We start from the raw sequence: 19,619 nt of genomic DNA on the forward strand, positions 1-19,619 counted from the left end.
CGCTTACATTTCTCAACCCCCAGGAGATAGTCCTATGGAATTAATGATTGAAGACTTGATGGAAGAGGTGATTGAGCGAGGTGGCTCTGACTTACACCTTTCGGCGGGTCTGCCCCCCTACATCCGCATTAGCGGTAAGCTGACCCCCACTGAGCACGAGCCCATGACCCCTGAGTCGTGCCAGCGGCTCATCTTCAGCATGCTCAACAACACCCAGCGCAAGCAGCTCGAGCAAACCTGGGAACTGGACTGCTCCTACGGGGTAAAAGGACTGGCTCGATTTCGGGTCAACGTCTACAAGGACCGGGGCACCTACGCCGCCTGTCTTAGGGCCCTGAGCTCGAAAATTCCGAGCATGGATACCCTTGGCCTGCCCAATATCGTACGCGAGCTGTCCGAAAAACCTCGCGGCCTGATTCTGGTCACGGGGCCCACCGGATCTGGCAAATCGACGACGCTGGCGTCGATGATCAACAATATCAACCTGACCCGGCCAGAGCACATTCTTACCGTTGAAGATCCGATTGAGTTTGTCTACGAGCCGATTAAGAGCCTGATTCACCAACGCCAGATTGGGGAAGACACAAAGAGCTTTTCCAACGCCCTGCGCGCCGCCCTCCGGGAAGACCCCGACGTGATTCTGGTAGGTGAGATGCGTGACCTGGAAACCATCTCCCTAGCCATTTCTGCTGCAGAAACCGGTCACTTAGTCTTCGGTACCCTGCACACCAGTTCGGCCGCTCAGACCGTAGACCGGATGGTGGATGTCTTTCCCCCCGACCAGCAGCAGCAAATTCGGGTACAGCTGTCTGGCTCTCTGGTGGCGGTCCTCAGCCAAACCCTGGTGCCTAAGGCCAATGTTAAACCCGGTGAGTATGGTCGGGTCATGGCCCAGGAGATCATGGTGGTTACCCCGGCTATTGCCAACCTGATTCGGGAAGGTAAAACGGCTCAAATCTACGGGGCCATTCAAACAGGCGGCAAACTGGCCATGCAAACTCTGGAGAAAGTGCTGGCCGATTTGTACAAAGCCGGCACGATTTCCTTCGAGGCTGCGATGTCTAAGACCTCTCGCCCCGATGAACTGCAGCGGTTGATTGGGGGTGCCCCAGCGCCTAGTGCTGCCGCTCGCCAGGGAGCGGCGGGGGGACGTCACTAGTCCTGGCCTGGGTGTATGCCATCGAAGGCAAAACGTCATCTGTTCTAAGCAGTACAAAGCACGCGAGTTCGGGTAGATCTAGCGGGTTCGGTCCGACGAACCCGCCGCTATAATTGCAGTACTTTAAGCCACTGAGCCATTGAGCTATGCCTACCTACGTTGCCATTGGTCGTGATACCAGCGGAGCCCAGCGCAAAGAGCGTATTTCCGCTGAGACGCCTAGCGATGCCCGCAATCTCCTAAAGGATCAGGGCCTCTATGTGATGGACCTGAAGGAGGAATCCGGGTTTAACCTGGACCTGGAGAGTATCAAAACCTCCATGACCAAGGTGACCGTAAAGGACAAGGCGATCTTTTCGCGACAGTTTGCGGCCCTGGTCAACGCTGGGGTAGCCCTGGTTCGAGGTCTGGGGGTGCTGGCGGATGACTGCTCGAACCCCAAGCTGAAGCAGGCGCTGCTGGCCATCAATGCTGATGTGCAGCAGGGTACGAACCTATCTGACGCAATGCGCAAGCATCCAGCCTGTTTTGACAACCTCTACGTGGCCTTAATTCAGGCCGGGGAGGTCGGCGGTGTACTCGACGAGGTGCTCAACCGTCTGGCCAAGCTGCTGGAAGATTTAGCCCGGTTGCAGAACCAAATCAAGTCGGCCATGGCCTATCCGGTAACGGTAGGGTTTTTGGCGGTAATTATCTTTGTCGGTATGACGGTATTTCTGCTGCCCATTTTTGCCGACATGTTTGAGGACCTGGGGGCCGACCTACCGGTATTCACCCAGGTGATGATGATGATCAGCCGCTTCTTGCGCCAGCCATTGAACTGGGTATTTATGGTGGCGGCAATTTCGGCGTTGACCTTTGCCTACCGACGGTACTATGCCACCCTGAATGGACGACGGGTGATTGACCGTCTATCCTTGAAAATGCCTTTGTTTGGAGACTTGATTCAAAAAACCGCTACCGCTCGCTTCTGCCGCACCTTTGGGTCGCTGTCGAAGTCGGGGGTGCCGATTTTGACGGCCCTGGAGATTGTGCGAGATACCGCCGGCAACCAGGTGATTGCTGAGGCCGTAGATGAGGCCCGCAAGGATGTGCAGGGGGGTGGCATGATCAGCCTAGCGCTGCAAAAGCACTCGGTTTTCCCAAGCATGGCTGTTCAGATGATCAGTATCGGTGAAGAGACGGGAGAGCTGGACTCCATGCTGATGAAAGTGGCGGACTTCTACGAGGATGAAGTAGAACAGGCGGTGAAGGCCCTGACCAGCGTGATGGAGCCGATCATGATTATGGTGCTGGGGGGTATGGTGGGTTCGATTCTGGTGTCGATGTACCTGCCGATGTTTAAGATCATGGAGGCGATCGGCTAGGCTGCGATCGCCGCTTTCGATATTTGGCCAGGGCGATTTTGCCCTGGCCATTTTTGATCGGCGGTGGTTTTGGCCAGGCAAAAGGACTAGGAACCGTCATCAATTAGCTGCCAAACGCCCAAAAATTAAGGGTTATAGCCCTTAGTGCAGCGTCAAAGCCAAAAATTAGGGTTCCCTTAGGTTTGACAGAGTCCTAGGACAACAGCCCGGCACTGAGGCGGTGAATAGCTCGATGGGCCACGTCGCTGTAGCTGACTTCACCGCAGAAAACTTTAACCATGGTGAGGGTGCTGGAGGGGCGCTTCACCCCGGCTCTGTAGGCCAGGGAGGGGGCTTGGTAGACCAGACGGGCCAGGCGTCTGGCCCAGCGCATTTCCTCGCCCCATTCCCTATCCATGACCTGGGTGTAGTCTGCCAGGGCCGTATCGCTGCCCTGGAGAGCCTTGGCGATCGCCTCGGCAGCCTTGAGGCCACTAAAGATGGAAGGCCGAATGCCCTCGGCTGTAAACGGGTCTACCACACAGGCGGATTCACCTGCCAGGACGGCCCGGTGGGTGTGGAGGGTTTGAGGACCATCCCAAATGAAAATGGGGTGACCGAAGTGCTGCACGGTACTGGCATCGACATCAAAGGCGGCGGCATAGTCGGCCACCGGGGTGCGTAAGTCCTGCTTGCGCTGGGCCCCCGAGCGAAACACGCCGCCACCGATGGAGTAGCCGTCGGCCTTGGGAAAATTCCACAGATATCCCCGCTGCAGCAGGCCCAGGTCGAAATGCACCACCGGATCCTGGGGCACCTCTAGGCGAGGTTCGGCCTCCAGGGCGGCGGCCAGCTGATACTTGCGCTCAGGAAAGCCCAGCCACTTGGCCATAGCCCCCCTGGCACCATCGGCTGCAATTAAAAAGCGGCCCTGGACTGGCCCCTGGCTGGTGTGCACCTGCCAGTGGTCCTCGTGGGATTCAACCCCCTGGGCTTTGGTGGCATCCCACAGGGTGGCTCCCTGCTTTTGGGCCTGCTGCACAATAAAGTGGTCAAACTCGTCCCGCCGCACCATCCACAGCGCTTTTTCGGCGGGCAGTTCGGCTTCGACTGGGTCTTCCAGGTTGAAGGTGTAGCGCACTCTGCAGACCTTGACCGAGATCGCCGGGGAGAAGTCGAAGTCAAACCATTCGGCCACCTGGGGCGATACACCGCCGCCGCAGGGCTTGTAGCGGGGGAGTTGGGCGGCCTCCACGATCAAGACTCGATGGCCTGCTTTGCTGAGGTGGTAGGCGGCGGTGGCTCCGGCGGGGCCTGCCCCGACGATGATGCAGTCATACATGGCTTTGGGCTCCTTTGGGCGGGTCTGCTGGGCTAGGCCAACCAGCAGGCGAGGGGAAATATGAGGTACTGCAGAAAAAAGAGCTTCCAGATGAACTGGTAGAACTGGGGGTAGGTCATGGTGCCCAGTCCCGCCGCCGTCTGGCCGGTGGGGGGCACCCGCAGACTCATCCAGCCCAGCAGCAGCAGCAGCAGCAGATGGGAGCCAGCCAAAAACAGCGAATTGACCCCGGTCAGCCAGGGCGCCGCCAGGGCCATACCCAGGTAGCAGACGCTCAGAATACCTAGGGCAACCTTAAAGACATTGCGCTGCCCCAGCTTCAGGGATAGGGTGCGGATGCCGTAGCGGCGATCGCCCTCAATGTCGGGAATATCTTTGAACAGGGCAATGGCGATACTGAACAGCAGAATGAAGCCGGTCAGCGCCCAAACCCGTCCCGGAACGGTGAAAGGAAGGCCGAGGCGATCGCTGCCGTGCAGAAACAGACCCAAATTCACAATTGCCCCCCGCACCGCCAAAATGCACACCGAAGCCCAAAAGGGAAACCGCTTGAGGCGTACCGGCGGCAGCGAATAGGCGGTACCAATCCCCAGGCTGAGGCCCACGGTAGCCAGCAGCCAGGGGCCACCGACGGCCGCCAATCCGATGGCCCCAAGCCCTGCCAACCCCACAATCCAGCGGCCGTCGGCCACCGAAAATTCACCCGCCGCCACAGGCAAATGGGGTTTGTTGATGCGATCGATCGCAATGTCTTCGAGCTGGTTTAGCCCCACGATGTAGAGGTTGCCCAGCAGGCAGGCCCCTCCGGCAACGGCGACTAAACTCAGCAAGGCACCCAAGTAGGGTAAGTTTTCGCCCCTCAAGTCGGCCAGCACAATGGCGGTAATGCCCAGCATACTGAGGCTAGTGCCAATCACCGTGTGAGGCCGCCAGAACTTCCACAGGGCGTAGAGCCAGGGCAGAGGGGTTTGGGTAAAGCGGAGCCGGTTACCTGGGGGAACCGTAGAGTTTGGCGGAGCAGCGTGGGGCATAGATGAAAGTCGTTTTGCCAGGGGCCTCAGTTCCTTAGCTAGCTTATCGGCTGATGGCTCGCTTACTGGTGCAATTGGGCCTTAAAAAAAGCTTTTTTTTAATCTTGGTTGGGTTTGCCGCGCATGGCCTCAATATCTAGCCAGGTGATGATCACGCCGGCCACTGGCACGGCCAGAAACAGGCCCAGCACCCCAGCCACCGTGGCCCCGACAATCAGCGCAAAGAACATGACTACCGGGTTGATATCCAGGGAGTCCTTCATGATGTAGGGCAGCAGCAGGTTTTCCTCCACCTGTTGCAGCGCAATGCACACGACCAGTGCCTGAATTGCCAGCCATACGCTCTGGGAGAGCAGCAGCAGGGCCACCAAACCCACTCCTAGGGTGGCGCCAATGCCGGGAATCAGATCAAACACCCCGGCAATTAGGGCCAGCACCAGGGGAAAGGGAACGCCCAGAATCAAAAACACGACAAAGGTGGAAACCCCGAAAAAGATCGACAACAGCAGGCGGCCCCAGAAAAAACCGAGCAGATTTCGCTGAAGAACGGTGTTGAAGCGCTCCTTATGGCGGATGGGAACGTAGTTGAGCAGCCACCACCAGATTTTGGCCCCATCCAGCATCATAAACAGCGCCACCACCGCAATCAGGATGACCAGGCCCAGGTTAGCCAAAGTCGACTGCAGCAGGCCCAGGCCGGAGGTGAGCAGGGTGCCTACCTGATCTTGAACCTGAGGTTCTAGCCCCTCCAGGTCAACGGGCAAATTCAGTGTTTCCAACAGCTGCTCCAGGCTGTTGAACCAGGGGGTAACTGAGTCAGAAAAGTCTTGGGCGCTGGCGGCTAGCTGCTGCCCCTGGGCGATGACCGTCATTCCGAGGGTGAGGGAAAGGCCGGCGGCGATCGCCAGACAGGCGATAAACACGGCGATCGCCGCTACCCCGTGGGGCATCCATCGACTCAGCCAGCGGGCGGGCAAATCGAGCAAAAAGGCCACGATGGTGGCGGACACAAACACCACCACCAGCACCTCAAAGTAGGCCAGCAGCTGCACCACCGCCCAGCCACTGGCAAACAACAGCAAAAAGCGGACCAGGGTGCTGGCGCTTAAAGCGGCCCAGAGGTGGTCGCGCCCCCTCGGGCCGCGCCCCTGGAGGGTGTCGTTAGGATCCTCCTCAATTTTCATCGGCAGCCGGATCCTGCACTAGCACGAAGGGTTGAACGATCAGGGATTGGAACTGCTTTTTGGCGGTCTGGTCCCAAACTTCGAGCTGAAAGGGGGAGGGTTTGGTGAGCAGGGCTTCTGCGATCCAGCGGTTGACGACCGTAACGTTGTCGGTGGCGATCGCGGCCCCGACCTCGACTAGATCCAGGCTTTTGTCGACCACGACCACGGCTCCTCGATTGGCGTGGGGGCTGATCCAGGCCCAGTCGGCGGGGGCAACCAGTTCTGCGAGTTCGTGCTTGAGGTCTTGGGTCATGGCTGCGGCGGTGCGATCGCGGGTCTGCTTTAGGCTACCAGATGTAGCCGGGGGTGGGTGGCGTGGGCTAGCGGCCCAGGTCGTGGAGGCGGTGAATTTCGGCGGCACAGGCGGCGGTGATCTGCTCCAGCCCGGCGCGATTGTTGGCGGCGGGCGGGGCGATGGGAGCTCCGATGCGAATGGTGAGGGGGACCGGGCGCGGCATCGCAGAGCCTTTTTTGAAAATATGCTCGGTGCCCCAGAGGCTGACCGGCAGCAGCGGCACCTGGGCCTTAGCGGCAATCAGCGCCGCCCCAATTTTAGGGGCGGGGATGCGGCCATCGGGGGTGCGGGTGCCCTGGAGAAAAATGCCCACGGCCCAGCCCTGCTCAAGCTGCTTGAGGGCCTCGCGGATGGCGCTGCGATCGGCACTGCCCCGTTTGACCGGGTAGGCTCCGTAGAGGCGAATGGCCCGGTTGAGTACGGGCACCTTAAACAGCTCTTCTTTGGCCATATAGGACACCGGGCGGCGCACGGCGGCGGAGAGCAGCGGCGGGTCAAAGTCGCTGGCGTGATTGGCCACTACAATCAGCGGGCCAGCCTTGGGGACCAGGTTGGCCCCGTGGACGCGGCCCCGAAAATACAGCCCCAGCATGGGGCTGACCACCGACCACTTGAACAGGTGGTACCACAGCAGATTGACGGGAGGTTCGCGATCGCGGCTCATCAGCGGAATTTTGGAGTTCGGATTTGCAATTTTGGGCGATGGCAGGGGCATGAGGTCAGCGCTTGCCTCAGTTCGTAAACCCCTCTACCTGCTCCAAATTGCCGACATTCACCAGCGCCAGGTCTTTGCAGGTGCGCTTGGTCAGGCCCGTCAGCACGTTCCCTGGCCCTACCTCAACCACCGTATCAATGCCCAACTCCGGTAGCGCCAGGGTAATTTCGCGCCAGCGCACCGAACCTGTCATCTGTTGCACCAGGCGCTGCTTTAGCACCGCTCCATCGGTAGCCGGGATAGGATCGACGTTGGAGAGCACCGGCACCCGGGCCGTGGCAAAGGCGATGGATTCCAACACCGGCTGAAAGAGCGCGGCGGCCTCGGCCATCAGCGGCGAGTGAAAGGCCCCGCTGACGTTGAGCTTCACCGCGCGCTTGGCCTTGACGCTTTCCATCACAGCGGTGACTGCTTCTGGAGTACCCGAGATCACCACCTGCCCGGGGTTGTTGTCGTTGGCCAGCACGACTCCGGGCGTCGCCTCCAGCTTGGCCGCCAGGTCGTCGGCATCAAAGCCCAGCATGGCGGCCATCATACCGTCCGAGGCCTGGGCCATCAGCTCAGCGCGGCGCTGCACCAGGGTCAGTCCAGCGGCAAAGTCAAACACCTGGGCGGCGTACAGGGCGACGTATTCCCCCAGGCTGTGGCCTGCCACCACCGCAGGCTGATGACCCCGATCCTGGAGCAGATCGACCAGAATGCTCTCGATGACGTAGAGGCAGGGCTGGGTGTAGAGGGTATTGGAAACCTTATCATCGTCGGCCTGTACCACCTCCAGCACCGACCAGCCCAGCACGGACTCGGCTTCGGCAAAACGCTCCTGGGCCAGGGGAACCGTTGCCAGGTCTGCCCCCATGCCGATCGCCTGGGAACCCTGCCCAGGAAATACCCACGCTGCCTTTGCCATGCCGATACCCTACTTACTCCGCAAAGCAATACTGTCTCACAAAACGCTCGCCCGAAACAGAGTAGACCCTGCTCGACCGGGGGCGGCGAACTCGTACCGCTAAGCGGAGTTCAAACTGCAACGTTCAAACTGAAAAAGCCTTAGGGGGGATCAGTTCTGCCAAAACTATCCCGCCAAATTCCGCTAGCCCCACCGCAAAATGGCGGCCCCCCAGGTGAGGCCCGCCCCAAACCCAGCGGTGGCAATCACATCCCCAGGCTGCACCTTGCCCGCTCGCACGGCTTCGTCGAGGGCGAGGGGAATGGAGGCGGCGGAGGTGTTGCCGTGGCGAGCCATATTGCTGACCACGCGCTCGGATAGGACGCCGAGGCGATCGGCAACGGCATCGAGGATGCGCTGATTGGCCTGGTGCAGCAGCATCCAGTCGATGTCGGCGGTGGTGAGGCTGGCCCGAAACAGAGCTTTTTCGATTACCTCCGGGACCCGGCTGACAGCGAACTTGTAAACTTCGCGCCCGTTCATGGTGATGGGCGCGAAGGTGCCCCTCTGAACGCTGGTGTCCCCCACCAGCGGAGCGGTTTCGGGCTGGTAGGCCAGGTTGAGGCAGTGGTTAAGGGCACCGTCGCTGCACAGCTCGAAGCCCAGCAGGCGATCGCGATCGCTGGCCCGCAGCACCACCGCACCCGCGCCATCGCCAAACAGCACGCAGGTGGTGCGATCGTCCCAGTCGGTCCAGCGGGAGAGCACGTCCGCCCCGATTACCACCACGTTTTTGAACACGCCCGTGCGGATGTACTGTGCCGCCGTGACCAGGGCAAACACAAACCCCGAGCAGGCAGCGGTGAGGTCGAAGGCTACGGCCCGGGTTGCGCCCAGGGCCGCCTGCACCTGACAGGCGGTGCCAAAGAGGTCGTCGGGGGTAGAGGTGGCCAGCAAAATCAGGTCCACCGCCTCAGGCTGTAGCTCTGCCATCGCCAGAGCGTTGCGGGCGGCCTCTGTGGCTAGGGAGGCCAGGGAATCGGTAGGAGCGGCGATGTGGCGCTGGCGAATACCGGTCCGGGCCGCAATCCATTCGTCGGAGGTGTCCACTCGCTGGCTGAGGTCGTCGTTGGTGAGCCGTACGCTCAAACAGGCCGAACCACTGCCCACCAGTGACACGCCGGGCATAAACTGTTCCACGGGTTATTCTCCGTCTGCTGCGGGCATCGCCACCCGCTGGTACTGCGCCTGAATGCGGTCCTGAACGCGATTGTCGACGGCCTCCTTGGCCAGGCGAATGGCGTTGAATACCGAGGGCGCCTGGGAGCTGCCGTGGCTAATTACCGTCACCCCAGCCACCCCCAGCAGCAGGGCCCCACCGTGCTCAGCGTGATCGACCCGCTGCTTGATCCGGCGCAGGTTGGGCTTGAGGATAGAGGTACCCAGCTTGCCACGAACGCCCTGGGGCAGCTCTTCGCGCAAAATCTGTAAAACCGATTCGCCCACCGCTTCGGCAAACTTGAGCAGCACGTTGCCCACAAAGCCGTCGCACACCACCACATCGAACTGGCCCGAGAGAATATCGCGGCCCTCGGCATTGCCCGCGAAGGGAATGTTTGGATTCTCTTCCAGCAGCTGGTGTGCTCTGAGAGCGGCATCATTGCCCTTGCTGGGTTCTTCACCAATGTTGATCAGCCCAACGCGGGGATGATCGACCCCCAGCACGTGGCGGGAATAAAGAGTGCCCATCATGGCGAACTGCTCTAGATACTTGGGCCGACAGTCCACGTTGGCCCCCACATCCAAGATCAGCACCGATTTGCCCGCCACTACGGTGGGAAACACGGCCCCAATGGCTGGGCGATCGATGCCCTTGAGCCGCCCTAGGCGCAGCAGCGCCGCCGCCATCGCCGCCCCAGAGTGCCCCGCCGACACCACCGCATCGGCCTCGCCGCGCTTGACCAGGTCCATCGCCACATTGATTGAGGCCTGGGGCTTTTTGCGCAGGGCGCTGAGCGGTTCTTCGTGCATTTCAATGCTGCCCTCGGCAGGTACCAGCTCAATGCCCGCCAGCTGGTCAACGTTCGCGATCGATGCCTTGATCTGATCAATGTCGCCTACCAGGGCCACATCGACCTCCAGCTCGGCCTTGGCGCGAATGGCCCCAGCGACAATTTCGCCCGGGGCAAAGTCGCCCCCCATCGCGTCAATGGCAATGCGTGCCCGGTTAAAACCCATCTGCTAAATCTGTGAAAAACCTGAGCAAATTCTAGCAGACTACCCTACCGACTATTCTTCGCCGGGTTCCACGATCCGCTGAAACAGATAACCGGTACCCCGAGCGGTGAGAATGAGTTCGGGATTGCTAGGGTCGTCCTCGAGCTTGGCCCGCAGGCGGGAAATGTGGACATCGACCACGCGGGTATCCACGTGGCGCTCGGGGGTGTAGCCCCACACCTCCTGCAAAATTTCGGAGCGGGAGAAGGGCTCCCCGGAGCGGCTGACCAGCAGCTCCAGCAGGCTAAACTCCATGCCGGTCAGGCGAATGCGCTCGTCGCCCTTGTACACCTGGCGCTTGTTGGTGTCGATGCGAATGGTGTTGATAGAAATGACCCCGGAGCTGGGGATGCCAGTCATGCCGGTTTTGTCGACCCGGCGCAGGACTGAGCGAATGCGGGCCTCCAGCTCTTTGGGGGAAAAGGGTTTGACCACGTAGTCGTCGGCCCCCAGCTCCAGGCCGGTGATGCGATCGGCCACATCGCCCAGGGCGGTAAGCATAATAATCGGGATGTCGGATTCTTTGCGCAGCTCCTGGCAGACGCCATAGCCGTCGAGCTTGGGCATCATTACGTCCAGCACCACCAGGTCGGGGGCGGCATTGCGGAAGGTTTCGAGGGCTTCTTCGCCATCGGCCGCGGTGACAACGTCGTAGCCAATCATCGACAGACGGGTTTCGAGGATGCGCCGAATGCTGGCCTCGTCGTCGACCACCAGAATTTTTTCTTTGTTGTTTTCCAAGGCTTTCAAAGCTCCCTACGTAACGTCATATTCTATAAATAATCGCAACGTTTAATGATTAACTTTTGAAAGGAAGTTAGTCGATCGCGCCATAGAGATGCCGTGGTTTCCCTAAAATTTTCCAAAATGCACCATCGCAAAGGGTGAAGCATTGGTCAATACTATGGGTATTGATTCATACCCAGCCGCTGAAATCGCTGCGCTTCAGGCTTTTTTAAGGTTTGTTGCGGCCATGAGAAGCCCCAGGAGGTGTAGGGCGATCGCTGGATAGAGCAGGGATCGTCTTTCCCAGACATCTCCTAACCAGAATGGGGAGAGGGGTTGGGGGTGAGGGTAGAGCCCAGGCCGAGGAAAGCGACTCCGATCACTAATCTTGGGCCTCCGATCAACTGATCTTGGGATAGATGCCCCCAGGGAAGGGGGCTTCTAATAATGGCTCAGCGGACAGAGTTGATCGTAGAGGAGCGGGGCTATGGGGATGCGACTGAGGGAAATTCCGGTTCTGACGCTTGCCCTGGTGCTGGGCGCTGTCTATGGAGCACCGGCGATCGCCAATGTCACCACCGCAGACCAAACCCAAAACGCAGAAAACCAGGGGCAGGGCTTTCGAGAGGTGGCCATTGAAGAAACCCAGTACGAAGATATTCGGATCGTTGAAATTGCCAGCGGTCTGGAAAATCCCTGGGCGTTAGCCTTCCTGCCGGACGGTCGTTTTTTGGTCACTGAGCGTCCGGGACGGCTGAATATTATTGAGTATGGCACCGTTATTGAAGTGTCGGGGGTGCCTGAGGTCAATGCCGAGAACCAGGGCGGACTGTTGGACCTGGCCCTGCATCCTGACTATGAAACCAATGGCTGGATTTACATGACCTACTCCAAGCCCAATGGCGATGGGGAAACGGCAACGGCCCTGGCGCGGGGGCGATTGGACGGCACCACCTTAGTGGATGTGGAGGATGTCTTTGTCCAAGATCGCTATTCTGAGCCCGGGCAGCACTACGGATCGCGGCTGGCCTGGGCCAACGATGGCACGCTGTTAATGACGATTGGCGATCGCTGGTTTGAGCCCATCCGAGCCCAACATTTGAGCGATCACGCTGGCTCTGTTCTACGGCTCAATGACGATGGTTCCGTCCCTGGGGACAATCCCTTTGTGGGCGATCCAGAGGTCCTAGACGAGATCTTTACCTATGGCAACCGCAACATTCAGGCGCTGATGGTCAACCGGGAGACCGGGGAAATTTGGGCGGTGGATCACGGTCCCCGCGGTGGCGATTTGATCTATCGAATTGAAGCGGGCAACAACTACGGCTGGCCGATTGTGACTCGGGGCCTGGACTACGAAACCGAAGCGCCCATTGACGAGGCGATCGCCCGCCGCATGGAAGACGTGACGGAACCCTTCCATGAGTTTTTGCCCACCCATGCTCCCTCCGGCGTCACCCTGGTCACCGCCGGTCAGTTTCCCGCCTGGCAGGGCAACATGCTGGTCGGCGGCCTGGCCAGCCAGCGGATTCGCCGGGTGCTTTTTGATGAGCAAGAGGTGCTCCACGAGGAAGAACTGCTGCTGCAAACCGTGGGGCGAATTCGGGATGTGCGCGAAGGGCCCGACGGCTATATCTACGTGCTCACGGATGAGTCCGATGGCGGCCTTTACCGAATTGAGGCTGCCGAGCTGAATGATGACGATGACAACGACGAAGAAGACATTGACAGTGTCTAAGGAGATTTCTAGAACAGAACAGCCCACCCAATGGTCCAGGGCTCTAGAATCCAGGGGCTAGATCGGAGATACTATATACTCAATATCTCCATCGCTGATTCCGCCGAGACATCGGTGCAGAGACCCGGTTCCTTGGCCAGGCGGCCCGCCCTCTCCGGGGAGGGCACCAGCGCCAAACGGGTGCCTGGCCATCCTGTTTCCTGGCCATACTGTACTGATGCTCTGGGGTGTAGGCGCGCCAGCCATCGGGCGCTTGCCCGTGTTAACGAAAAGCCCATGCCCAAGTCGCGATCGATCTTTGTCTGCAACGAATGCGGGGCTGAATCGCCCCAGTACTATGGCCGCTGCCCCACCTGCGGCAGCTGGAACTCGATGGTGGAGCAGGCCCAGCCCGCGAAGGAGACGACTTCTGCGCGGGCCTCGGCTTTGGGGCGCAGCCGAGGCACCGCCACCAAGCCCAGCCAACCCCGCCTGGCCATGACCTTGGGGCAGATCGAAGACCACCCCCAGACCCGGCTGCCTTCCGGCTACGGCGAGTTGGATCGGGTGCTGGGGGGTGGCATTGTGCCGGGGTCGCTGGTGCTCTTGGGGGGCGATCCTGGCATCGGCAAGTCCACGCTGCTGCTGCAGACGGCGGATCAGCTGTCGCGGCGAATGCGGGTGCTGTACGTGTGCGCAGAGGAGTCGGGTCAGCAGGTGAAGCTGCGGTGGCAGCGGCTGGGGCCGGTGGGGGGGGAGGGGTGGGGAGTGAGGGGGTGGGGGGAAGGTGAAGGGTAAAGGGCAAAGGGCAAAAAAAGAGGTGTTTGAGGATTTGGAGGAGGGTGAGACCTCTGGACTGGAGGCAGTAGGAGGGGATCTGTACCTGCTGCCGGAGATCGATCTGGAGACCATTCTCATGGAGCTGGAGTCGTTGCAGCCGACGGTGGCGGTGATCGACAGTATCCAGGCGCTGTACTACGCGGCGCTGACCTCGGCTCCGGGCTCCGTGTCCCAGGTGCGGGAATGTACCTCGGCATTGATGCAGCTGGCCAAGCGGGCGAATATTTCGCTATTTATTGTGGGGCATGTGACCAAGGAGGGGGCGATCGCAGGCCCCAAAGTCCTCGAACACTTAGTAGACACGGTGCTGTACTTCGAGGGCGATCGCTTTGCCAGCCACCGCCTGCTGCGCTCCGTTAAGAACCGCTTTGGCGCGACCCACGAGCTGGGCGTGTTTGAAATGGTCGATCGCGGCCTGGCGGAGATCAGTAACCCCTCGGCGCTGTTTTTGGGCAACCGCGATGAGCAGGTGCCGGGCATCGCTACCATCGTCGCCTGCGAGGGCACTCGGCCCCTGGTGGTCGAGCTACAGTCGCTGGTCAGCCCCACCAGCTACAGCTCGCCCCGGCGCTCCACTACGGGCATTGAGTACAACCGGCTGCTGCAAATTTTGGCGGTGCTGGAAAAGCGGGTGGGCATTCCCCTCTCCAAGCTGGATGCCTACGTGGCCTCGTCAGGGGGGCTGGCGGTGGGGGAACCGGCGGCGGATCTGGGGGTGGCGGTTTCGGTGGTGGCCAGCTTCCGCGATCGCCTGGTGGACCCGGAACTGGTGCTGATCGGCGAAGTGGGCCTGGGGGGCCAGGTGCGGCCCATCTCCCAGCTAGAGCTACGGCTGAAGGAGGCGGCCAAGCTGGGGTTTAAGCGGGCGATCGTGCCCAAGGGGCAGCCGGTCAGCGTCGATGGGCTGGAGATTGTGGCGGTGTCGCGGGTGGTGGATGCGATCGCCCAGGCCCTGAAGGGGAGCGGGTAGGGTTTCAGGTGCAGGGTTTGAGGCTTACCTGAGACCTGAAACCCGAAACCTGAGACCCGAAACCTGAAACCTCAAACCTCAGACCCTTCCGCCTTCCCGGGATAAAAGACTAAAATAATGTAAAGAAACCGAAACACTACTCGGAGGCGCACATGACCCCCACCGTCGAAATCTACACCTGGAGAAGCTGCCCCTTCTGCATTCGCGCCAAACGACTGCTCGACCAGAAAGGCATTGAGTACACCGAATACGCCATCGATGGCGATGAAGTCGCCCGCAGCGAGATGTCTGAGCGGGCCAACGGGCGGCGATCGCTGCCCCAGATCTTCATCAACCACCACCACGTCGGCGGCTGCGACGACCTGTTTGCCCTCGATGCCCAGGGCGGCGTCGAGCCTCTGCTGTCGGCGACCTCCGCCAGCTAAGGCACTTTCTGAACAATCAACCGGAAATTTGCGCTCCCATTTGACGCAGAAACCCGGCTGCTCCCCGACCCCAAAATCCTCTGGGTATCTCCTGAAAGCAGCCGGGTTTCTAGCGAGGCAAGACTAGCTGTGGGTAGCGGCCTCCGCAGGGTGCTTGGCTTTGTTGCCATTGCCGTTGAGGTGGCCGTTGGCGTTAGCTTTGCGGGGTTGAATCAGCCCGTAGCCGCCGTGGTTGCGCTCGTAGATCACGTTCATTTCCTCGGTTTCTGCGTTGAGAAACATGTAGAAATCGTGGTCGATGAGGGCAAGTTGCTCCAGGGCCTCCGCAACCGTCATGGGAGCCATGGCGAAGTATTTGGTGCGGATTACTTCGTCGGGCAGCTGAGGTTCACTGGTGCTGAGCACGTGGGACACATCGGTTGCCGGGGCTTCGTTGAGGTAGGCTTCGGTGGTTTTACCCAGGCTGCCCTGCATACGGGTATTGCGCTTTTCTTTGAACTTGCGCAGCTGTCGGCTGATTTTGTCGGCCACCAGGTCAATGCTTGCGTAGAGGTTTTCGCTGCTCTCCTGAGCTCGGACAACGGCACCGTCCACAAACAGAGTAACTTCGGCGGACTGGCTGGCCCCAATTCTGGGGTTCTTGGCTACGGACAGATGGACGTCAACCTCGTTGGTGAGATGTTTGAAGTGGCTCACTGCCTTGAGGATTTTTTGCTCTACATGCTCCCGAATCGCGTCTGTGATCTCAATATTTCTGCCATGGATTACCAGCTTCATAAAGCGGACTCCTTGATACGTCGGCTCATGGTTTCACCCTAACACCTTGTATTCTGCACAACAGCCTCCGTTAGAATCCTTTGCATGGGTTGATAATTCTTGATTGCTAAACCTTGAAAAATAAAGCATTTGCGCTAGTTTACGGTTGACAGAAATGGAGCAAAACCGTCGAGAACCCGGTCTCTGCTGCGAAGTGTACGACCTGGGAATGGCTGCTTTTGCCGATGCTTGGGCGCTGCAAAAGGCCCTGGTTCAGCGCCACCGCACCTCCCCCCAGCCCGATCGCCTGCTGCTGGTTGAGCACCCTGGGGTGTATACCCTGGGCCAGGGGTCTACGCTCGACCACCTGAAGGTGCCAGCGGAGGCGTTGCCCTACCCGCTGTTCCGCACCGAGCGGGGCGGCGAAGTCACCCACCACTGCCCCGGCCAGCTGGTGGGCTACCCCATTCTCAACCTGAAGCGGCACCAGAGCGACCTGCACTGGTACCTGCGACAGCTGGAGGAAGTGTTGATTCAAACCCTGGCCAGGTTTGGCGTCAGGGCGGGCCGCCAGGCGGGGCTGACGGGGGTGTGGGTGGGCGACTACAAGCTGGCGGCGATCGGCATTAAGGTGAGCCGCTGGGTGACCATGCACGGCTTTGCCCTCAACGTTTGCCCCGACTTGAGCGGATTTGAGGCGATCGCCCCCTGCGGCATTACCGACAAATTCGTCGGCAGCCTGGCCCAGTTCTGTCCTGGCATTGCGGTGAATGCCGTGCGGCCGGTGGTGATCGACTGCTTCGCCGAGGTGTTTGGCCTCACGGCGGTGGCGGGGAGTATGACCCAACTGGGCCTCTAAAGCCCTGGGCGGCACAGATGCTGCACCGCCCCCAGCGCTTGAGTTCCCCCATCGGGCAGGGGCAGCGGCACTGGGGACAGCGGGGCTGATGGGCGGCCAGGTGCTGGGTCAACTCGGCCCAGCGCTGAAAACTCTCGGCAGGGGTTTGGGGAGGCAGCGGCGATCGCGGGATAGCCTGAGGCTCAAAGCTGGGATGCTGCCTGAGCCACTCAGGCAAATTTTGTGGATCTGGGCGGGTGGCGGGGCTGGGCTGGTTTTGCTTGTTTTGGCGGTACCAGTCGCCGCTGGAAAAGCGAATATCGCTGAGGTTGAGCTGGAGGCGATCGTTGAGTTTAGCCAGAATGCGGAGGCGCTCCAGGGTAAGGGTTTGTGCCCACATCGGGTTGGCCACCGCCACATGGAGCACATCCTGGTCGAGGCGCACCGGAGCGGCCTGCCGGGCCACCCCTTCGCCCACCACCGCCGTCCACTGGTTGAGAATGTGGCGAAACTGCCCCCGGCTGCGCCAGCGGGGCTGCTGCTCTAGCTGGTGAATGACGGTGTGAAGGGAGTCGAGAGACATGGCGTACCGGCAGAGAAACGCTGACCCTGGGCTGCTCCAGACTAGCCGATCGCGGGGGCAAGTCGGCAATCGAGCGCATGTCAGACTACCCTGAGTCTAGGGCTGCCTCGCTCTGGGCCAGCCAACCATTGCCGCGAAACCCAACCTGCAATCCCATGGCTTCCATTCTCGATCCCCCCATTTTGACCAAGGTTGCCAAGATGAAGGAGCGCGTCTGCTGGCAGCACCCGGCCCTGCGCCAGCGCCGCATCGACCAGACCCGGCTGATCTTGGAGGACGGTCGCAGCGAGGATAGGGAGTTTTCCTTTTTGGTGATCGGCGACAGCGGTTCCGGGCCGCACCCCGACCACCATCCCCAGCGCCGCATTGCCCAGCAGATGCTGCCCCACCTGCAGGACTGCCGCTTTTTGCTCCACACCGGCGATGTGGTGTACCAGGTTGGCTCTAGCGAGCAGTACCCAGACAACTTTATCAAGCCCTACCGGGAGTGGCTGGTGGGGGGCGATCGCCCCTCTCAAATCCCCTTTGACGAAATGCTGTTTCGCTTTCCGTTTTTGGCGGTGCCGGGCAACCACGACTACTACAACCTGCCCCGGCTCTACAGCGTTTTGGTGCAGCTGAGTCGGCCCCTGCGCAAGCTGCTGCGGCTCAACCTCAACCCCAACGTGGGCTGGCGGGGCTCTGGGGTGGGGGATGCCTACGCCCGGGCGTTTTTAGATTATTTGAGGGGAATGCCGGAGGAGGATCTGACGGCCCACCTCGATCGCCACTACGGCCCCTGGAATGACAAGACCTGGGGACTGCGCTATCAGCCGGGGCAGTTTACCCGCCTGCCCAACCGCTACTACACCTTTCGCTACGGCGGCATTGACTTCTTTGCCCTCGACTCCAGCACTTTTAACGACCCGGCGCTGTCGCCCCAGCGGGCTGCCAATAGCCACTACCGCCAGCGCCTCATGGCCCAGCGGCAGGGTATTCTGCGCGAGCAGCAGCAGGTGCGCGATGAAGCCCTCCACCTCCCGCCCGACGCCCCGCACACCCAGGAGCGTCTGGACGACCTCCAGGCCAAGGTCGAGCAGCTAGAGGAAATGCTGCTCGACATCGAGAAACAGGCCAACCCAGGCCCAACCACCCTGGTCGATACCGAGCAGCTGCTGTGGCTGCGGGACGGGCTAATTGCCTCCTGGCAGGACCTGTCGGTGCGGGGGCGCGTGCTGTTTTTTCACCACCCCCCCTACGTGACAGAGGCCACCAAGTGGGGCCAGGCCCAGACCATGGCCATTCGCCAAAACCTGCGCTGGGTGCTCGATCAGGTAGCGGCGGCTGTACCCGAAATCAGCACCGATCGCCCCCCGGTCAACCTGGTGCTCAACGGCCATGCCCACTGCTTTGAGTACATCAAAACCGAGGCCACCGGCTACGCCGATAGCCATATGAACTGCGTGGTCTGCGGCGGCAGCGGCCTCAGCCTGAGGCGACAGCGGCCCGAGGGCACTATGCTCTACGAACCCCTCGGCACTGACCCAGACGGCCAGGTGGCCTTTCGGCTGGTGGCCAAATCGCAGCTATACATGGGTTTGACTGGCCACAAGACCGAGCGGCGGCGGCCCTACTCGTTTGTGCGAATCGATGTTACGGGGGATGATTCACCCCAGTTTGTGCTGACTCCGTATATTTCGGAGCGCTATCACCAGGGGTGGGAGGATTATGCTATGGATCCGCTGGTGTTGAGTTAGGTGGATGAGTGGGTGAGTGGGTGAGTGGGTGAGTGGGTGAGTGGTGGGTGGGAGCGTGGGAGTGTAGGTGGGATAGGCGATGGAGCGGGTAGAGGAGATTTTGCGGTTTTGGTTTGGCGATCCGGCGGAACCCAATGGAGAGTATGGCCAGCAGCGCCAGGTGTGGTTTAAGAAGGATCCGGCCTTTGACGCGGCTATTCGGCAGCGGTTTCTGGCGGAGGTGGAGCGGGCGATGGCGGGTGGGCTGGAGGGCTGGCGATCGCAGCCTCGCTCCTGTTTGGCCCTGGTGCTGCTGCTTGATCAATTTCCGCGCAATCTGTTTCGGGGGGAGGCGAAAAGTTTTGGGGGCGATCGCGCCGCCCTGGCCACCGCCTCCTACGCCCTGGAAAACGGCTACGACCAGCAGGTGTTGCCGGTGGAGCGCATCTTCTTTTACCTGCCGCTAGAGCACAGCGAAAACCTGGCCAACCAGGATCGCTGTGTGGAGCTGGTGCAGGTCCTCCACGCCGCCCATCCCGAGTTTGACTCCACCCTCGACTACGCCCTGCGCCACCGGGAGGTGATCCAGCGGTTTGGCCGCTTTCCCCACCGCAATGAGGTGTTAGGGCGAGAGACGACACCGGAAGAGGCGGAGTTTTTGCAGCAGCCGGGGTCGAGGTTTTGAGCGGTTTTGGATTGGCGGTTTTGGATTTTGGCAGGTTGGTCTATGCGGAGCCTGGACCTTGCCTCCACAGCCCCCTCGCAAAGCCAA

18 protein-coding genes and 1 pseudogene are annotated in these 19,619 nt (G+C 60.6%); 8 read left to right on the forward strand and 11 right to left on the reverse strand.

Translation table 11 applies throughout. From position 1 onward, the window contains the following. Nucleotides 1-34 precede the first annotated feature (34 nt). Both NF78_RS17290 and NF78_RS17295 read left to right on the forward strand, forming a co-directional pair. On the forward strand, nucleotides 35-1,159 hold the full coding sequence (locus NF78_RS17290) for a type IV pilus twitching motility protein PilT (protein WP_035990303.1): 1,125 nt from the start codon (nucleotides 35-37) through the stop codon (nucleotides 1,157-1,159). 146 nt (nucleotides 1,160-1,305) lie between these two features. Next, nucleotides 1,306-2,526, forward strand: coding sequence for a type II secretion system F family protein (locus NF78_RS17295; RefSeq protein ID WP_035990307.1), 1,221 nt, complete (start codon nucleotides 1,306-1,308; stop codon nucleotides 2,524-2,526). A 193-nt stretch (nucleotides 2,527-2,719) separates the two neighbouring features. On the opposite strand, the gene NF78_RS17300 is transcribed toward NF78_RS17295, so the two are convergent. From NF78_RS17300 to rpaB, 9 genes are all read right to left on the reverse strand, one after another. Continuing rightward, nucleotides 2,720-3,847, reverse strand: coding sequence for a geranylgeranyl reductase family protein (locus NF78_RS17300; protein ID WP_035990309.1), 1,128 nt, complete (start codon nucleotides 3,845-3,847; stop codon nucleotides 2,720-2,722). Nucleotides 3,848-3,879: 32 nt separating this feature from the next. Next, a complete protein-coding gene (locus NF78_RS17305) occupies nucleotides 3,880-4,878 on the reverse strand; it encodes a homogentisate phytyltransferase (RefSeq protein WP_052050690.1) in 999 nt (332 codons plus the stop codon). A 98-nt stretch (nucleotides 4,879-4,976) separates the two neighbouring features. Continuing rightward, complete coding sequence (locus NF78_RS17310) at nucleotides 4,977-6,062, reverse strand: AI-2E family transporter (protein WP_035990311.1); 1,086 nt, start codon at nucleotides 6,060-6,062, stop codon at nucleotides 4,977-4,979. Beyond that, nucleotides 6,052-6,465, reverse strand: a complete 414-nt coding sequence (locus tag NF78_RS17315; protein WP_263970643.1) for a DUF2288 domain-containing protein — start codon at nucleotides 6,463-6,465, stop codon at nucleotides 6,052-6,054. The genes NF78_RS17310 and NF78_RS17315 overlap by 11 nt, the downstream gene beginning before the upstream one ends. Next, the gene (locus NF78_RS17320; protein WP_318655484.1) at nucleotides 6,425-7,114 is read right to left on the reverse strand and encodes a lysophospholipid acyltransferase family protein; all 690 of its coding nucleotides are present in this window, start codon (nucleotides 7,112-7,114) and stop codon (nucleotides 6,425-6,427) included. The genes NF78_RS17315 and NF78_RS17320 overlap by 41 nt, the downstream gene beginning before the upstream one ends. A gap of 16 nt (nucleotides 7,115-7,130) precedes the next feature. Further along, nucleotides 7,131-8,021, reverse strand: a complete 891-nt coding sequence (gene fabD / locus NF78_RS17325; RefSeq protein ID WP_035990316.1) for an ACP S-malonyltransferase — start codon at nucleotides 8,019-8,021, stop codon at nucleotides 7,131-7,133. Nucleotides 8,022-8,204: 183 nt separating this feature from the next. Continuing rightward, complete coding sequence (locus tag NF78_RS17330) at nucleotides 8,205-9,200, reverse strand: beta-ketoacyl-ACP synthase III (protein ID WP_318655485.1); 996 nt, start codon at nucleotides 9,198-9,200, stop codon at nucleotides 8,205-8,207. 3 nt (nucleotides 9,201-9,203) lie between these two features. Next, nucleotides 9,204-10,238: a phosphate acyltransferase PlsX gene (gene plsX / locus NF78_RS17335; RefSeq protein WP_035990318.1), complete on the reverse strand. Its 1,035-nt coding sequence runs from the start codon at nucleotides 10,236-10,238 to the stop codon at nucleotides 9,204-9,206. 51 nt (nucleotides 10,239-10,289) lie between these two features. Further along, the gene (gene rpaB / locus NF78_RS17340; RefSeq protein ID WP_052050977.1) at nucleotides 10,290-11,018 is read right to left on the reverse strand and encodes a response regulator transcription factor RpaB; all 729 of its coding nucleotides are present in this window, start codon (nucleotides 11,016-11,018) and stop codon (nucleotides 10,290-10,292) included. Between the two features lie 472 nt (nucleotides 11,019-11,490). Between rpaB and NF78_RS17345 the strand changes: the two genes are divergently transcribed. The 3 genes and pseudogenes from NF78_RS17345 (at nucleotide 11,491) to grxC (ending at nucleotide 14,955) form a co-directional block, all read left to right on the forward strand. Further along, on the forward strand, nucleotides 11,491-12,741 hold the full coding sequence (locus NF78_RS17345) for a PQQ-dependent sugar dehydrogenase (RefSeq protein ID WP_052050691.1): 1,251 nt from the start codon (nucleotides 11,491-11,493) through the stop codon (nucleotides 12,739-12,741). A gap of 276 nt (nucleotides 12,742-13,017) precedes the next feature. Further along, nucleotides 13,018-14,530, forward strand: a pseudogene (gene radA / locus NF78_RS28395) (DNA repair protein RadA). 152 nt (nucleotides 14,531-14,682) lie between these two features. Beyond that, the gene (gene grxC, locus NF78_RS17360) at nucleotides 14,683-14,955 is read left to right on the forward strand and encodes a glutaredoxin 3 (RefSeq protein ID WP_035990324.1); all 273 of its coding nucleotides are present in this window, start codon (nucleotides 14,683-14,685) and stop codon (nucleotides 14,953-14,955) included. 123 nt (nucleotides 14,956-15,078) lie between these two features. On the opposite strand, the gene hpf is transcribed toward grxC, so the two are convergent. Then, a complete protein-coding gene (gene hpf / locus NF78_RS17365; RefSeq protein ID WP_035990327.1) occupies nucleotides 15,079-15,732 on the reverse strand; it encodes a ribosome hibernation-promoting factor, HPF/YfiA family in 654 nt (217 codons plus the stop codon). A gap of 154 nt (nucleotides 15,733-15,886) precedes the next feature. Here hpf and lipB point away from each other — a divergent pair, with 154 nt between their 5' ends. Next, nucleotides 15,887-16,570 (forward strand): lipoyl(octanoyl) transferase LipB, encoded by a 684-nt coding sequence (gene lipB / locus NF78_RS17370; RefSeq protein WP_035990329.1) that lies wholly within the window; start codon nucleotides 15,887-15,889, stop codon nucleotides 16,568-16,570. Here lipB and NF78_RS17375 read toward each other — a convergent pair. After that, nucleotides 16,530-17,132 carry a DciA family protein gene (locus NF78_RS17375; protein WP_035990332.1) on the reverse strand — a complete coding sequence of 201 codons (603 nt, stop codon included), beginning with the start codon at nucleotides 17,130-17,132 and terminating at the stop codon, nucleotides 16,530-16,532. The genes lipB and NF78_RS17375 overlap by 41 nt on opposite strands. Before the next feature lie 155 nt (nucleotides 17,133-17,287). Here NF78_RS17375 and NF78_RS17380 point away from each other — a divergent pair, with 155 nt between their 5' ends. Beyond that, nucleotides 17,288-18,868, forward strand: a complete 1,581-nt coding sequence (locus NF78_RS17380; RefSeq protein ID WP_035990335.1) for a metallophosphoesterase family protein — start codon at nucleotides 17,288-17,290, stop codon at nucleotides 18,866-18,868. 79 nt (nucleotides 18,869-18,947) lie between these two features. Beyond that, nucleotides 18,948-19,532: a DUF924 family protein gene (locus NF78_RS17385; RefSeq protein ID WP_035990337.1), complete on the forward strand. Its 585-nt coding sequence runs from the start codon at nucleotides 18,948-18,950 to the stop codon at nucleotides 19,530-19,532. The last annotated feature ends 87 nt before the right edge of the window (nucleotides 19,533-19,619 follow it).

The organism is Leptolyngbya sp. KIOST-1 (assembly GCF_000763385.1).
Classification (GTDB): domain Bacteria; phylum Cyanobacteriota; class Cyanobacteriia; order Phormidesmidales; family Phormidesmidaceae; genus Nodosilinea.